Source organism: Bradyrhizobium sp. 141, assembly GCF_023074055.1.
In the GTDB taxonomy this organism is placed as follows: domain Bacteria; phylum Pseudomonadota; class Alphaproteobacteria; order Rhizobiales; family Xanthobacteraceae; genus Bradyrhizobium.
Window position 1 is genome coordinate 106,071 of the sequence record NZ_JADPKR010000045.1, and the last position, 14,432, is coordinate 120,502.

18 protein-coding genes are annotated in these 14,432 nt (G+C 65.0%); 10 read left to right on the plus strand and 8 right to left on the minus strand.

Annotated features, from left to right (window positions below):
• Positions 1 to 235: 235 nt before the first annotated feature.
• Entirely contained in the window at positions 236 to 1,297 is a 1,062-nt protein-coding gene (locus IVA81_RS12710; RefSeq protein WP_247317015.1) for a hypothetical protein, read from the plus strand.
• Positions 1,298 to 1,680: 383 nt separating this feature from the next.
• Positions 1,681 to 1,911, plus strand: coding sequence for a hypothetical protein (locus IVA81_RS12715; protein ID WP_200454753.1), 231 nt, complete (start codon positions 1,681 to 1,683; stop codon positions 1,909 to 1,911).
• Here IVA81_RS12715 and IVA81_RS12720 read toward each other — a convergent pair whose 3' ends face one another.
• The gene (locus tag IVA81_RS12720; RefSeq protein ID WP_247317017.1) at positions 1,912 to 2,697 is read right to left on the minus strand and encodes an SDR family oxidoreductase; all 786 of its coding nucleotides are present in this window, start codon (positions 2,695 to 2,697) and stop codon (positions 1,912 to 1,914) included.
• Positions 2,698 to 2,827: 130 nt separating this feature from the next.
• Between IVA81_RS12720 and IVA81_RS12725 the strand changes: the two genes are divergently transcribed.
• Positions 2,828 to 3,217 (plus strand): hypothetical protein, encoded by a 390-nt coding sequence (locus tag IVA81_RS12725; RefSeq protein ID WP_247317019.1) that lies wholly within the window; start codon positions 2,828 to 2,830, stop codon positions 3,215 to 3,217.
• A 112-nt stretch (positions 3,218 to 3,329) separates the two neighbouring features.
• Positions 3,330 to 3,575: a hypothetical protein gene (locus IVA81_RS12730; protein WP_247317020.1), complete on the plus strand. Its 246-nt coding sequence runs from the start codon at positions 3,330 to 3,332 to the stop codon at positions 3,573 to 3,575.
• A gap of 20 nt (positions 3,576 to 3,595) precedes the next feature.
• Here the strand turns inward: IVA81_RS12730 and IVA81_RS12735 are convergent, their stop codons facing one another.
• From IVA81_RS12735 to IVA81_RS12755, 5 genes are all read right to left on the minus strand, one after another.
• Complete coding sequence (locus tag IVA81_RS12735) at positions 3,596 to 3,781, minus strand: hypothetical protein (RefSeq protein ID WP_247317022.1); 186 nt, start codon at positions 3,779 to 3,781, stop codon at positions 3,596 to 3,598.
• 207 nt (positions 3,782 to 3,988) lie between these two features.
• Positions 3,989 to 4,270 (minus strand): cell division topological specificity factor MinE, encoded by a 282-nt coding sequence (gene minE / locus IVA81_RS12740; RefSeq protein WP_247317024.1) that lies wholly within the window; start codon positions 4,268 to 4,270, stop codon positions 3,989 to 3,991.
• Entirely contained in the window at positions 4,267 to 5,082 is an 816-nt protein-coding gene (gene minD, locus IVA81_RS12745; protein ID WP_246926260.1) for a septum site-determining protein MinD, read from the minus strand. The genes minE and minD overlap by 4 nt, the downstream gene beginning before the upstream one ends.
• Positions 5,083 to 5,103: 21 nt before the next feature.
• Positions 5,104 to 5,802 (minus strand): septum site-determining protein MinC, encoded by a 699-nt coding sequence (gene minC, locus IVA81_RS12750; protein WP_247317035.1) that lies wholly within the window; start codon positions 5,800 to 5,802, stop codon positions 5,104 to 5,106.
• A gap of 342 nt (positions 5,803 to 6,144) precedes the next feature.
• The gene (locus IVA81_RS12755; RefSeq protein WP_247317037.1) at positions 6,145 to 7,152 is read right to left on the minus strand and encodes an ABC transporter substrate-binding protein; all 1,008 of its coding nucleotides are present in this window, start codon (positions 7,150 to 7,152) and stop codon (positions 6,145 to 6,147) included.
• 100 nt (positions 7,153 to 7,252) lie between these two features.
• Between IVA81_RS12755 and IVA81_RS12760 the strand changes: the two genes are divergently transcribed.
• The 6 genes from IVA81_RS12760 (at position 7,253) to IVA81_RS12785 (ending at position 12,458) form a co-directional block, all read left to right on the plus strand.
• Entirely contained in the window at positions 7,253 to 7,900 is a 648-nt protein-coding gene (locus IVA81_RS12760) for a TetR/AcrR family transcriptional regulator (RefSeq protein WP_249812680.1), read from the plus strand.
• Positions 7,901 to 7,983: 83 nt separating this feature from the next.
• Positions 7,984 to 8,754, plus strand: a complete 771-nt coding sequence (locus tag IVA81_RS12765; protein WP_247317048.1) for an ABC transporter permease — start codon at positions 7,984 to 7,986, stop codon at positions 8,752 to 8,754.
• 26 nt (positions 8,755 to 8,780) lie between these two features.
• A complete protein-coding gene (locus IVA81_RS12770) occupies positions 8,781 to 9,818 on the plus strand; it encodes an NAD(P)-dependent oxidoreductase (RefSeq protein ID WP_247317050.1) in 1,038 nt (345 codons plus the stop codon).
• Entirely contained in the window at positions 9,805 to 10,626 is an 822-nt protein-coding gene (locus IVA81_RS12775; RefSeq protein WP_247317052.1) for a GNAT family N-acetyltransferase, read from the plus strand. The genes IVA81_RS12770 and IVA81_RS12775 overlap by 14 nt, the downstream gene beginning before the upstream one ends.
• A 6-nt stretch (positions 10,627 to 10,632) precedes the next feature.
• Positions 10,633 to 11,688, plus strand: a complete 1,056-nt coding sequence (locus tag IVA81_RS12780) for a dihydrodipicolinate synthase family protein (protein WP_247317060.1) — start codon at positions 10,633 to 10,635, stop codon at positions 11,686 to 11,688.
• Positions 11,676 to 12,458 carry an ABC transporter ATP-binding protein gene (locus IVA81_RS12785; protein ID WP_247317062.1) on the plus strand — a complete coding sequence of 261 codons (783 nt, stop codon included), beginning with the start codon at positions 11,676 to 11,678 and terminating at the stop codon, positions 12,456 to 12,458. The genes IVA81_RS12780 and IVA81_RS12785 overlap by 13 nt, the downstream gene beginning before the upstream one ends.
• A gap of 148 nt (positions 12,459 to 12,606) precedes the next feature.
• Here the strand turns inward: IVA81_RS12785 and IVA81_RS12790 are convergent, their stop codons facing one another.
• Both IVA81_RS12790 and IVA81_RS12795 read right to left on the minus strand, forming a co-directional pair.
• A complete protein-coding gene (locus IVA81_RS12790; protein WP_247317063.1) occupies positions 12,607 to 13,698 on the minus strand; it encodes a substrate-binding domain-containing protein in 1,092 nt (363 codons plus the stop codon).
• A gap of 177 nt (positions 13,699 to 13,875) precedes the next feature.
• Positions 13,876 to 14,430 carry a MarR family transcriptional regulator gene (locus tag IVA81_RS12795; protein WP_247317065.1) on the minus strand — a complete coding sequence of 185 codons (555 nt, stop codon included), beginning with the start codon at positions 14,428 to 14,430 and terminating at the stop codon, positions 13,876 to 13,878.
• Positions 14,431 to 14,432 lie beyond the last annotated feature (2 nt).

The following is a 14,432-nucleotide window of genomic DNA, read 5'->3' on the forward strand; positions in this document are numbered from 1 at the left end:
GCGCGGAACACGTGCGCGTGTTTGACGAAGTGGGGTTCCATCACCACAAACGGCGGAAGAGCGTCGCATCATCTCCATCCCCTCGCCTTGCTTTGGTCAAACCCGGCTGGACTCGTGCGTCATCGGCCGGGCTCATCAGTTTGGGGGGCTCGCCTCAACAGATCGGCTCGCGCCAATGCGGACGACCAGGACTTAACACCCGGGTTTCAAACATCCGGGCTTCAAAGGAGCTGCGATGCTCGCGACGCTGAACCCTAAGCAAATCGTCGATGAGATCGTGAAGGACACGGTCAAGGACAACGACCCGCACGACGCGATTCAGATTTCGCCCGACATCGTGCTGGCCTCGCGCCCCATCAGCGTCGCGCCCGCGCTGGCGCCTGAGGTCACAACGCGTCCGGAGCCGAAATTCGCGCCGGAGCCCAAATTCTCGCTGGAGCGCAAAATCTCTCTGGAGCCCCGGTTCAGTCCTGTCTCGGAGCCGCCGGCGGCGCCCCCACCCTCTGTCGATACGGCCATACGTGTCGCAGCGAGCGATGGCAATGGCCCGCGGAAGCGATCTGCCGTGGGCAGGTGGCTGCGCGGTGCATTCGTCACGTTCCTGTTTGCGGGAGGAAGCGCAGCCGCCGCCGTCGCCTGGGAGAAGCACGGCGATACCGCCAAACAGATGCTCGCCGAATGGACCCCGGTCGTGGCGTCGCTGCTGCCTTCCACATCCTTGACCGCCACATCGCAGACCGTGCCGGTCGCCGCCGCGCAGGCCGCGCCGACCCCGGAGCAAGCTGCCCCGCCCGCGGTACAAGCGGCGGTCGATCAAACGGCCGATCAACCTGTAGCGCCGCCTCCGATACAGGTTGCAGCCGCCGCGCCTGCGGCAACACCGTCCGATGCCGCGCAGTCGGTGCAATCGATGACGCGCGACCTCGCCGCGATGGCTCAGCAGATCGAGCAGCTCAAGGCCAACATCGCCGAGTTGAAGGCCGGACAGGAACAGATGGCGCGCGAGATGGCGAAGCCGCCCGCGCCGAAACCGACAGCTGAGGTCAAGCCTGTCGATCCGCGCGCACGCGCTGCTGCGCTGCCGCCACGCGCTCCGTCACCGCCGCCGGTTCGCAAACCGAAACCGGTCGTGTCGCACACTTACATGCCGGCTTATTCGCCTGCGCCGCTCGCACCTCCGCCGCCGCCGTCGCAGGCTACCGCGATGCCGCCGCCACAGGCCGCACCTGTCACCACGACTCAAGCCGTTGCCGATGACGACGGACCGATCGTGCGTCCGCCGATGCCGTTGCGCTAGCACCGGACCTCGCAACAACGCGGTGCGCTGCTACGACGTCGCGTAGGCTGTCCGAGTCGATGTCATGCGTTGAGTCCGGGTAATTACGGAAAGCGAGGCGCAGGTCATCTTCCGTTCAAGAGAAAAGGCCGTCGGGATCTATGCCGGCGGCCTTCTCTTGCAGCTGCCGGTTCCCGGGGCCCGGTTCTGCTGCAATTCCATGCCTCATGATCATGCCGACATATTTAATTAAATGTTAATGCCCTCATATGCTGCACATCATTTCTGCGCCATAAGCACAGAGATTGCGCGGCCGTTCATGCGCTAAGTATCGACTCAGTGGTACCATCCGACATGCGCTGAGACTTCCACCGAAGCCCAGCTCCTCACATCGGGGAATTCGGATGCCGTACTACTCTTTCGATCTTGTGGTTGGTGAAGAGTTCAGGAATCAGGGCGGAATCATCCTCGAAGACATCGAGGTTGCCTCCGACCGCGCCGATCAACTGGCCACCGAGCTGTCGCAGGTCAAGCCGGAGCTGCAACAGAAGGGCTGCGCGGTGCGCGTCACGGATCGCGATCACAACGAGCTCTATCGGACACCGCTCGATCCGGTGCCGGCCTGGCGACGCTGACTATTCGTCAAAGGACGGCGGCTCGAACCAGTTCGTCAGCGACAATCCGCCGTCGACGACGAGGGCCGCGCCGGTGACGTAACCGGACAGCTTGTTCGACAGCACCGTGAGTGCCATCGGGGCGAGGTCGTTGGCCTCGCCGAGACGCCCGAGCGGAATGTGTCGCGTCAGCGCGGGATCTGCAACGAACCCGCCGGCCGCGATCGCGCCGGGCACCAGCGCGTTGACGCGGATGCCATAGCGGCCAAACGTTTTGGCCAGCTCCTTCACCAGCATCGCCATCCCCGCCTTCGCCGTCGAATAGTGCGGCAGGTTGCGCGGCGTGCCCGCATGCAGCGAGGTGAGAAACAGGAACGAGCCCGGGCGCTTCGCCGCGATCAGCCGCTTTGCGAGTTCGCGCGCCAGGTGAAAGCCGGCATCGAGATTGACGGCATGCATCTGCTGCCAGATCCTGCGATCGACCGCGAGCGCATGATCGGCCTCCCGCCGCGGCGGCGATGCACTGTGGACCAAATGCGTGATCTCGCCCAACGCTGCGTCCGCGGCGGCAAGCAGTGCGTCGCACGCATCCAACTCGGCGAGGTCGCCGACCCAGGGCACCGCCAGTTCAGGCTTCTCGCTGGCGCTGATCGCGGCGGTCACCCGCTCGGCGTTCACATCGGCGAACACGGTCCGGACGCCCTCGCCGACCAGGGCCTGCGCGATCGCGCGGCCGATGCCGTTGCCCGAGCCGGTGACGAGTGCTGTGTCACGGGCAGGATCGAACGGCGTGCTGAACAGGCTCATGTCGCTCTCCGAGGCCGGATTTGGGACGACGATAGCGCACCGCAGTGGGAAGCGACAAATTCGCCCCGGCACCATTGCGGAGCCGCCCGCCGGACGCTAGCCTCCAAAAAAACGGAGGAGATACCTAAGGATGCGCTACGGTTTCCTGATCGCTGGCCTGTTGCTGATCGCCGCTCCGGCCCAAGCCGAGGACCACCCACGCTCGACCTACGTCACGCTGGTCTTGCAGGCCTTCGCCGCCAAGGTCGAATGCCCAGGCACGGACGTCGCCTACCAGGACCTGGTCCAGAAGGCGGAGCAGATGCACCTGCCCCAAGGCACCACCGAGAAGGTGCGCAAGGCGATTGCCTGGATGCACACTGGCGGCAAGATGGGCGAGAAGCAGGACGACGATTTGATGGCCGAGGTCGCGGTGGCGACCCAGGCGACCGATCTCAACCAGCGTCGCCTCGGCATGCCCAATTGGTGCGAAGCCCAGAAAACCAATCTTGCCGGCCTGATCCGCGCCAAGGGTGGCTAGCAGGCAGCTTTCGCGGCGTTAAGCACGCCGCAGGGAGAGTCTACCCCGGCCAAAAATTGTCACAATTCTGGAAAGCATGCGAGGCCTCTTCGAATTCGAACAGGAACCTCTCATGCGGATGATCCATTTCGTTTTCGCCGGCACGCTCGCGGCCGCCACGGTGCTGACCGGCCCTGTGCTGGCGAAGAATTCAGACAGCCAAAAAGCCGAGGGCAATTCGCCCTCCTCGACCTGCAGCGCGTATCAGCAGGCGCCTGACGGGACTTGGGAGCAGCTTCCCTGCAAGGAGGCAGGGGACCGCAGCCAGCCGCAAACCCGGAGATCCCCATCGCAGGGACCCGAGCGCGACGGCCGTTGAGGCAGCTCCGTCGAGGTGGTTCAGCTCTGGTGAGGCCCACGTATGATCTTCATGGCGTCGGCGATGTGACGCCACTCCCTGGCCTCATCGCCCTCGCCGCGGCCCTCGCAGGCCTGGGCCTGCTCGGCGGCCTTCGCGATCGCAGCAAAACCATGCCGTTCGAGCATCTGCCGCGCAACGGTATGAACCTGGACCTCGGACATCATGGGCGCTCTCCGTCTGACGAAACCGCGGGGCCTGGCTCGGCTCTCCGCGGTCTTCAATAACGATTTCGCCGCAGGTCCCGTTCCGCCCGCCGTCGATCACATCGGCAGGCCCGGGAACGTGCATGACGCGAACGACAAAGGCGGCCCGCTATGCCCAGCGGACCGCCTTCTCACCCACCCCAAATGGGTCGTCGTCAGTCGCGTCCCCTACGCGACCGCCGCTTTCTTGCGCTCGATATCGTTGGGCACCTCGATATCGACCTCCAGGGTCGACACCTCGTCGCCGCGCTCGAGCCGCACGATCACCTTGGTCGGATCCAGCGTCACATGCTTGGAGACGACAGCGAGAATTTCCTCACGCAGCACACCGAGCAGATCGGGCTGGCCGCGCATGCCGCGTTCGTGGGCAAGCAGGATCTGCAACCGTTCGCGTGCGACCGGTGCAGAGGCCTTTTTGCCGCGGAGAAGCCGAAGCAGACCCATGCTCATGCAGCCCTCCGTCGCAGCAGACGATCCATGAAGCGCTTGCGCTCGGCCGGCACCTGCATCGGCACGGTGTCGCCGCACAGTCGCCGCGCCGCGTCCATATAGGCCCGTGCGGGTGCGCCATCCGCATTCGACAGCGTCACCGGCGTGCCGACATTGGAGGCCTTCAACACGTCCTGGCTCTCGGGGATGATGCCGAGCAGGGGCGTGGCAAGGATCTCGAGGATATCGTCGATGGTCAGCATCTCGCCGCGCGCGGCGCGCGAGGCATCGTAGCGGGTGATGAGAATGTGCTTCTCGACGCGCTCGCCCTTCTCGGCCCGCACTGTCTTGGAATCGAGCATGCCGATGATGCGGTCGGAATCGCGCACCGAGGAGACTTCCGGATTGGTGACGATCACGGCCTCGTCGGCAAAGCGCATCGCCATGGAGGCGCCGCGCTCGATGCCGGCCGGGCTGTCGCAGATCACCCAGTCGAAACGGCCGCGCAGATCGTCGATGACCTTGCCGACGCCCTCTTCCGTCAACGCGTCCTTGTCGCGGGTTTGCGAGGCCGGCAGCAGCCAGAGATTCTCCAGCCGCTTGTCGCGGATCAGCGCCTGCGGCAGCTTTGCGACGCCCTGCACCACGTTGATGAGGTCGAACACGACGCGGCGTTCGGCGCCCATGACGAGGTCGAGGTTGCGCAGGCCGACGTCGAAATCGACGACGACGACCTTGTCGCCGCGCTGCGCCAGCGCAGCCCCCAGCGCGGCGGTCGTCGTGGTCTTGCCGACTCCGCCCTTTCCTGATGTCACGACCAGTACCTTACTCATCTGAAATGTCTCCTTTGCTGGTCAGTTCAGTGCTGTAATTCGCATGGTATTCCCCTGCAGCCAGGCCTGCGCCGGCTTGCCGCGCAAGGCGGCGTCGATGTCGTCCGCAGTCTGGTAAAAGCCATCGATCGCAAGCAGTTCGGCCTCGATCTTCTGGCAATAGATGCGTGCGCTGGTGTGACCGTTCACGCCCGCCATGGCGCGGCCGCGCAGCGCGCCGTAGATGTGGATGGAGCCGCCGGCAACGACCTCCGCACCGGAGCCGACCGAGCCCAAAATGGTGACGTCGCCTTCCGGGAAGATCACGGTCTGGCCCGAGCGCACGGGGCTATCGAGCAGCAGTGAGGTCGGCTTTGCCTCGGTCTTCGCCTCGGCCTTCTTGGGCGCGCTCGGCTCGACCACGCAGCTCCGCCCGCCCGAGAGCAGCGGCGGCATGGACGGCGTCAGCCGGCCCTCCTCCACGCCTTCGATCCCGAGCACGCGAATGTTTCGGTCCTGAAGGCTGGTGAGCAGATGGCCGATGCCGGACTGGCTGAGATCGACCGAAGACAGGTCGATCACCACGGGCCGGCCGGCAAAGAAGCCCGGCGAACGCGCGATGGTGGCGTCGATCTCGTGCAGCCAGTCCTGGACCGGAACCGTCGGCGTGAACACGAAGGCCACGTAGGAGCGCCCGCGCAGGCGCACCATTTGGCGTTGAGGTTTTGCTGCAGCCTCCATGGCGGCCGACTCGTTCCCTGTTATTGAATGGTTAACGATGCGGCGGATATGGTTAACGGCTGGTTAATTTCTCCGTGGAGATACGCGGGGGATGGGTTGCGGGGGCCGCTCGCGTGTCCCGGACGCGCTGCAACGCGCGAGCGTTGCCGCGCAGAGCAGCGCACCGTCGAAGAGACGCTGCGCTGCGTCCGGGGCACGAGCAGAGCGTGTGGCGGGCGCACGCTCTCTCCACCCCGTCATTGCGAGGAGCCCTTGCGACGAAGCAATCCAGAATCTCGCCTCAGAAAGATTCTGGATTGCTTCGCTGCGCTGGCAATGACGGAGGATGGAGAAAGCCCTCTCCTACTTCTTCACCTTGCTCGCATCCATCTTGATATCAGGATCCAGCATCTTCGTCGTGAACGCCGTCGTCACGTCAAACGGCTTCTCCATGCCGAGATAGGTGTGGACCAGCTCGTAGTCCTTCTTCATCCGCTCGCCGTCGATCCAGCCGAGACCCTTGGTGGTGGTGAACTCGTCCGTCATCAGGAATTTGATGCGCTCCCACTGGCGCTCCTGGTTCGCCTTGTCGAGGCCGGAGACCTGATCGAGCAACGCCTTCAGGCACGGCGTGGCGTCGGCGACGCAGGCCGCAAAGGCCTTCTGCGTAACGCGCACGAAGTCTTCGACGACCTTCGGATTCTTCTGCAGGTAAGCGCCGTTGACGATCAGCGAATTGCCGTAGGGGTTGAGTCCGATGTCCTTCCAGTTGACGTAGCCGAGATCGGGCCCGAACTCGATCACCTTCAGGTCATGCTCATTGTAGAAGTCGCTGATGATGTCGACGGTATGACTCTTCAGTGCCGCGATCTTCGCCGTCGGCCCGACATTGACGAAACCGACGGAGTCGGGCGCAAGCCCTGCGGCCTTGGCGAAGGCCGGCCACATCACGCGCGAGGCATCGCCGGGCGGATTGCCAATCTTGTGGCCGGCAAAATCCTTCACCCCGTTCACGCCGTGGCTCTTCAGCCAGTAGAAGGTCTGGCCGGTATTGGCATAGACGCTCATCACGGCAACCGTGTCGGCGCCCTTGCTCTTGGCCACCAGCATGGTGGCGAGATCGGCGACGCCGAACGGCGAGCCGCCGGAGCCGACCTTGGCGGCGGAGACCCCGGAGCCCTTGCCGGTCTCGATCGTGAGGTCGATCCCCGCCTTCTCGTACCAGCCCTGCGCCTTGGCGAAATAATACGGCGAGTGGTCGGCCGTCGGCGTCCAGTTCAGGATCAGATTGACCGCCTCCCCCGCGCTCGCCGGCACACCGAGCATCAGGGTCAAGACCAGGGCCGAGCCCGCCGCCTGCAAACGCTTCATCGCATCTCTCCTCATGCCAGCGACCCGGCTTGTCGCTCTTCCCTTGTGAGGATACCAATGCAACAAGTCCGCCCTCAACTTGTCAACTGTTTGGTTGGAAATGCCCGCAAATCGATCTGGCGACACCGTGCCACAGCGCCGCGATCCCGTCGCCACCCGGAAGAAACTGTTGACCGCGGCGCGGCTGGAATTCGCCCGCCACGGCCTTGCGGGTGCCCGCGTCGACGAGATCGCCGAGCGCGCGGGTGTCAACAAGCAGCTCGTCTACCACTATTTCGGCGACAAGGACGCGCTCTACCTCGCGGTGCTCGAATGGGTCTATGAGGACATCCGCGAGCAGGAGCGGAAGCTCAATCTCGAAGGCCTGCCGCCGGAAAAGGCGATCCGCAGGCTGATCGAAGCCTCGTTCGACCATCTGGCCGCGAACCCCGATTTCATCGTGCTTTTGAACGACGAGAACCGCGGCGGCGCCCGCCACGTCCGCGGCTCGACCCGGCTGGAGGCGATGCATTCCCCGCTGGTCAAGAGCGTCTCCCACATCCTCAACGAGGGGGTGCGCGCCGGCGTGTTCCGCAAGGGGATCGATCCGGTCCATCTCTATATCTCCATTGCAGGCCTCAGCTATTTCTTCTTCTCCAACACGCCGACGCTGTCGGCGATCTTCGGCAAGGACCTGTCGAGCCGCGCCCAGCGCCGCGCCCGCCGCAGGCACGTCGCCGATCTGGTGCTGCAGTCGCTCCGGCCCTAATCAACCAATTGGTTGAAACTTTCCTTGAGGACGGCTAGGCTCGCGACCTGCGGCATCGCCGTCGCGCCAACAGGGAGCAATCGGTGGCAGGAGACAGGGCACGCGCCTCGCGCAGCTTCGCGATCATCCTGATCGTGCACCTCGCCGTGCTCGTGCTCTGGCAGGTCGCGGTCGATGCCTTCCACGTGCCGAAATTCATCCTGCCCTCGCCGCTCGCCACCGTGCAGACGCTGGGCACCGCGGGCTATGCCTGGAGCAGCAACACACTGGTGACGGCGGTCGAGATCCTCGGCGGCTTCGCGCTCGGCGCCTTCGTCGGCGTCGCGCTCGCGGTGATCTTCAGCTGGGCGCCGCTGCTGAGCCTCGTGCTGCTGCCACTGTTCGTGACGCTCAACATGATCCCGAAGGTCGCGCTTGGCCCCCTCTTTATCGTCTGGTTCTCCTACGGCATCGTGCCGAACATCCTGATCGCCTTCAGCATCTGCTTCTTCCCGATCCTGCTCACCACTGCGCGCGGCCTGCGCGAGGTCGAGCCTGATCTGCTCGATCTCGTCAAATCGCTGCGCGGCTCGCGCTGGACGCTGTTCCGCAAGATCCAGCTGCCGGGATCGCTGCCTTACATCTTCTCCGGCATGAAGGTCGGCGCCATCCTGGCGGTCGCCGGCGCCATCGTCGGCGAGTTCATCGCCTCCGAGCGCGGGCTCGGCTACCTCATGATCCAGGTGCAGTCCTCGCTCGACACGCCCGCGATGGTGATGGCGGTCGTGCTGCTCACGCTGCTCGGGGTCGCTCTCTACGGACTGGTGCTCGTCCTCGAACGCATGTTCGTGGTCGGCGACGCAAGACAGACCTGACAACGGCAGACCTAAGGACCACATCCATGCTGCTCACCCGCCAGAAGCTGCCGAAGACCATTCCTGACATCGCTGCGCTCGACGATCTGCTGTGCCGGCCGAGCCAGGCGCTGATCGACGACCTCGCCAAGGTCGACGGCGACATCATGATCCTCGGCGTCGCCGGCAAGATGGGCCCGACACTGGCAGGGCTTGCGAAGGCCGCCGCACCCGATCGCCGGATCATCGGCGTCGCCCGCTTCAGCGACGCCAGTGTGAAGGACTGGCTGCACGCGCGCGGGGTCGAAACGATCAATTGCGACCTGATGGACGAGAAGGCGATTGCGGCGCTGCCGAAAGCGCCGAATATCGTCTTCATGGCCGGCCGCAAGTTCGGTGCCGAGGGCGATCTGTCGTTGACCTGGGCGATGAACGCGCACGTGCCCGCCCTGGTGGCCCAGGCCTTCCCGTCCTCGCGCATCGTGGCGTTCTCGACCGGCTGCATCTATCCCTTCGTCCCTGTCGACGGCAAAGGCTCGACCGAGGACATGGCGCCGAATCCGCCCGGCGAATACGCGCAATCCTGCGTCGGTCGCGAGCGGATGTTCGAGTATTTCTCGCACAAGTTTTCGACGCCGGGGCGGCTGTTCCGTCTCAATTATGCGATCGACATGCGCTATGGCGTGCTGCACGACATCGCCACAAAGGTGCTCACGGGCACGCCGATCGACGTCAGCCTGGGCCATGTCAATTTCATCTGGCAGGGCGACGCCTCGGCGCAGGCGCTGCGCTGCATCGCCCATTGCACCACGCCGACCTCGCCGATCAATGTCAGCGGCCACGAGATCCTCGCAGTGCGCGATCTCGCCCAAAAATTCGGCGCGAGGTTCGGCCGCACGCCGGTGCTGACGGGCAAGGAGGAGCCGACGGCGTGGCTGACCGACACGTCAAAGGCGGTCGAGCTGTTCGGCCTGCCGGTCGTCGACACCGAGCAGCTGATCGCCTGGACCGCCGATTGGGTCTCCCGCGCCATGCCGAGCCTCGGCAAGCCCACCAAATACGAGGTGCGCGATGGCCGTTACTGACGCCCCGCCTATCCTCAAGCTCGGCGTCGACGACGCGCTGGCCGGGCTGGTGCTGTCGACGGAGGCGCACTGGAATCAGACCGAGGACGATTGGCGCGTCTTCCTGCGTGAAGGCGTGGTGTTCGGCATTCGTGACGGTGCGAGACTTGTCGCGACCGCAGCCCTGCTGCCCTATTCCGGCAACAACGCCTGGATCAGCATGGTGCTGGTATCAGGCACGCATCGCCGCCGGGGCCTGGCAACGCGTCTCGTCGATGCCTGCCTGGAAACCGCGCGTAAGAACGGCCTGACGAGCTGGCTCGACGCCACGCCAGACGGCGCTGCCGTCTACGGCCCATTGGGGTTCACGCCGACGCTGCAATTGCGCCGCCTGAAGCTGTTAAAGCCTGCGCGCGCCGAAGCACCGCCATCGTCATCCGCAACGCTCGATGCGCTTCGCACGCGGGACCGGCGGGCCACCGGTTTCGACCGGACCGCCCTCCTCTCCGCCTTCGCACAGCGCTACGGCTCGCGCATCGTCGCCGCGAACGGCGCCATCGCGCTGGTTCGCGACGGCAGAACCGCCCGTCATATCGGCCCGTTGTTTGCCGACGATACCGCGGCAGCTCTGGCCTTGGTTGCCGCGATCGTGCGCTCCGAGACCAGCCCGCTCCTGCTCGACGCCGTCGCCTCGCAAGGCGCGTTCCTGGAAGGCTTGACCGCCTCCAGCTGGACCATCGAACGCCCGTTCCAGCGCATGCGGTTCGGGCCCGCCACCGTCACGGGTGAGGAAATGCCATTCGCCGTCGCCGGCCCCGAATTCGGATAGGACATCATGCACCACAGCCAGATCAACAGCGATATCCGCAAGCTGATCGCCGACGGCACCGTGCTGCCGGCGCATCCCCTCGCCCTCACCGCCGCGCGCCAGCTCGACAAGTCGCATCAACGCGCGCTGACGCGCTATTACATCGACGCAGGCTCAGGCGGCCTTGCGGTCGGCGTGCACACCACCCAGTTCGCCATCCGCGACGTCGGCCTCTACCGCCCCGTGCTCGAGCTCGCCGCCGAGACAGCAGCACACTGGACCAAGCGTCCGCTGGCAATGGTCGCAGGCCTTGCCGGCCCAACCAGCCAGGCAACCGCGGAAGCCCGCACCGCGCGCGACATCGGCTATCACGCCGGGCTGCTCAGCCTTGCCGCGATGAAGAGCGCGACCGAGGACGAGATCATCGCCCACTGCACGGCGGTGGCCGCCGAAATCCCGCTGATCGGCTTCTATCTTCAGCCGGCCGTCGGCGGTGTCATCCTGTCGAGCCGCTTCTGGCAGCGCTTTGCCTCGATCGACAATGTCATTGCGATCAAGATCGCGCCGTTCAACCGTTATCGGACCCTCGACGTGCTGCGCGGTGTCGCGGCGGCCGGCGCACTCGACCGCGTCGCGCTGTACACCGGCAATGACGATCACATCCTGCTCGACCTGATGCTGCCGTTCGACCTGCGCGATAAGGGCGTCACCACGCGGACTTATTTCAAAGGCGGCCTGCTCGGCCATTGGTCGATTTGGACCGCGAGTGCGATAAAACAGTTCGAGCGCTGCAAGGCGGCCCGGCACAAGGACAGCGTGCCTGCGGACCTGCTCGCACTCGATGCCCGCGTCACCGACTGCAACAGTGCGTTCTTCGACGTCGCCAACAATTTTCACGGCTGCATCGCCGGCTGTCACGAGGTGCTGCGGCGCCAGGGCCTGATGCAGGGCCTGTGGTGCCTCGATCCGAACGAGGGCCTCAGCCCTGGCCAGAAGGAGGAGATCGATCGCGTCACGCGCGAGCACGCCGACCTCAGCGACGATGCCTTCGTCGCCGCAAACCTGCACAAATGGCTGGCATGAGCTCGGCCCCTTTCATCAGCCTGCAAGGCGTCCGCAAGGTCTATCGCAGCGGCGGCGCCGAATTCCTGGCGGTGTCCGACGTCACCATGGACGTGCAGGAAGGTGAGCTGGTCTCGCTGGTCGGCCCGTCCGGCTGCGGCAAGACCACGGTGATGAAGATTTTGGCCGGCCTGCATGGTGCCGACGGCGGTACTGTGAAGATCGGCAATGCCAACAGCCCGTTCGATCCGACCCGCGACATCGGCATGGTGTTCCAGCAGGCACTGCTGCTGAAATGGCGCACGATCCTGGACAACGTGCTGCTGCCGGCCGAAATCGTTGGCCTGCCGATGAAGGCCGCGCGCGATCGGGCGCGCGATCTGCTCAATCTGGTCGGGCTCGCCGGCTATGAGCAGAAATATCCGCAGCAACTGTCCGGCGGCATGCAGCAGCGCACCGCGATCGCCCGCGCCTTCATTCACGATCCCAAGCTGATCCTGATGGACGAGCCGTTCGGCGCGCTGGATGCGCTGACGCGCGAGCAGATGAATCTGGAGATGCTGCGGATCTGGCGCGAGAGCGGCAAGACCATCATCTTTGTCACCCACTCGATCCAGGAAGCCGTGTTCCTGTCCTCGCATTGTGCGGTGCTGACCGCGGGCCCGGCGAAGATGGCCGACTACTTCCCGATCGACCTGCCCTTCCCGCGCGATCTTCCGCTGAAGACCACCGACGCATTCGGTGCCTATGCAAGGCGGATTTATGCGAAGCTGGGGCTGGGCGCAGCGTAAGACGCTTGCTCGGAGCCCGTAGGGTGGGCAAAGCGCAAGCGTGCCCACCATTGCCAGTGAAGCGAGAGAACGTGGGCACGGCGCAAATGCGCCTTTGCCCACCCTACGAGAGCCGGGCGCGGCGTGAACACCGCGCCCTCCTCTTCTTTCAGCTCTTGTTGCGCATCTTGCTGAGCAGGTAGTTGTCGTAGAAGTTTTCGGCGATCTGCGTATAGAACAGCAGCTCCTTCATATACGCGTCGTGGCTGTCCTTGGTCCGCTTGAACAGCTCGCTCTTGGCGGCGAGCTCGTTCAGATGCTCCTGGGTCGCGTTGTAGCAGGCCTCCAGCACCGGCTGCGGGAACGCCCTCAGCTCCGCGCCATTGGCGAGCAGCCGCTTCAGCGCCGCCGGATTCACGCTGTCGTATTTCTCGAGCATCCAGGCGCCGGCCGCCGCGCCCGCCTGGTTGACGATCGCCTGGTACTGCTTGGGCAGCGAGGCCCATTTCTCATCGTTGACGATCATGTGCAGCATGGCGCCGCCCTCCCACCATCCGGGGAAGTAGTAGTATTTGGCGACCTTCTGGAAGCCGAGCTTCTCGTCGTCATAGGGACCGACGAACTCGACCGCATCGATCGTGCCCTTCTCCAGCGCCGGATAGATGTCGCCGCCCGCGATCTGCTGCGGGACGACCCCGAGCTTTGCCAGCACATGGCCGCCCATGCCGGCGATGCGGAATTTGAGGCCCTTGAGGTCGTCGACGGTCTTGATCTCCTTGCGGAACCAGCCGCCCATCTGGGTGCCGGAATTGCCGCAGAGGATCGCGTGCGCCTTGAACGGTTTCAGCGCCTCATTGGTGAGGTCGGCGCCGCCGCCGAAGTGCCACCACGATTCCTGATGGCGATGGTTCATGCCGAAGGGCGCGCCGGTGGCATAGGCCAGCGCGGGCTCCTTGCCGATGTAGAAATAGAGCGGGGTCTGCGCCATCTCTACCGAGGCGGTGCTGACGGCGTCGAGCGCCTGCAAGCCGGGGACGAGCTCGCCGGCGCCAAAGGTCTGGATCTGGAATTTGTTGTCGGTGGCCTCGGCAATATATTTCGCGAAGGTCTGCGCCGTGCCGTAGATGGTGTCGAGCGACTTCGGGAAGCTCGAGGTCAGGCGCCATTTGATCTCGGGCGCGCTCTGCGCGATCGCAGGTGCAGCAACCAGCGTCGTCGCGCCGGCGACTGCACCGCCCTTGAGGAATGTACGGCGTTTCATGATGGGGGTCTCCCTTGATGTCAGCTTCGAAACGGGCGGTTCTGTGAACCGGCTTGGCCACGGACTTGGCGGACCGTTTGCCTGTTCCTGGCGCGGAGTACAAGCTGCGAGAACGCATGGTGCCGCAGCCATCGGCCGCCAAAAGGGCGTACCGAACCGAGGGGCGCGAAAGGCGGCTCAGGCGTCCTGGAGAAACACGGACAGCGCCCGCTGTAACTCCTTGAACGCGCGCGCTCCGATCTTGGCCGCAAGCATCTTCTCGCTCTCGGCAATCGCCGGGCGCAAGCGGCTCAGCAGCGCCGCCCCGGTCGTCGTCAGATGCAACACGTAATAACGGCGGTTGATCGCGGAGGCCGAACGCTGCACCAGTTCGCGCCGCTCCAGATGATCCACCAGTCGCCCGAGCCCGGCCCGCTCGATTGACAGGGATTGCGCGATGGCGAGTTGATTGACGCCCGGATTGGCCTCGATCACCGACAGGACGGAGAACTGTGCCGGGCTGATGTCGAAGGCGGCGAGCCGCCGGCTGACGTCCTTGAAGACCCAGAGCTGGGCCCGCCGGATGCGATAGCCGAGCGAACGGGACAGATCGTCGGAGGCGAGCAACCTGGGCCGGGCGGGCTTTGCAGCCGCTACATTGCGCGGCGCGGACCGCTGCGGCTTTCCAACAGGCGCCCTGCGCGGCGCGCCCTTGGACGATCCCTTCCTGACGCCCGTCTTCTTCGGCTCCATCG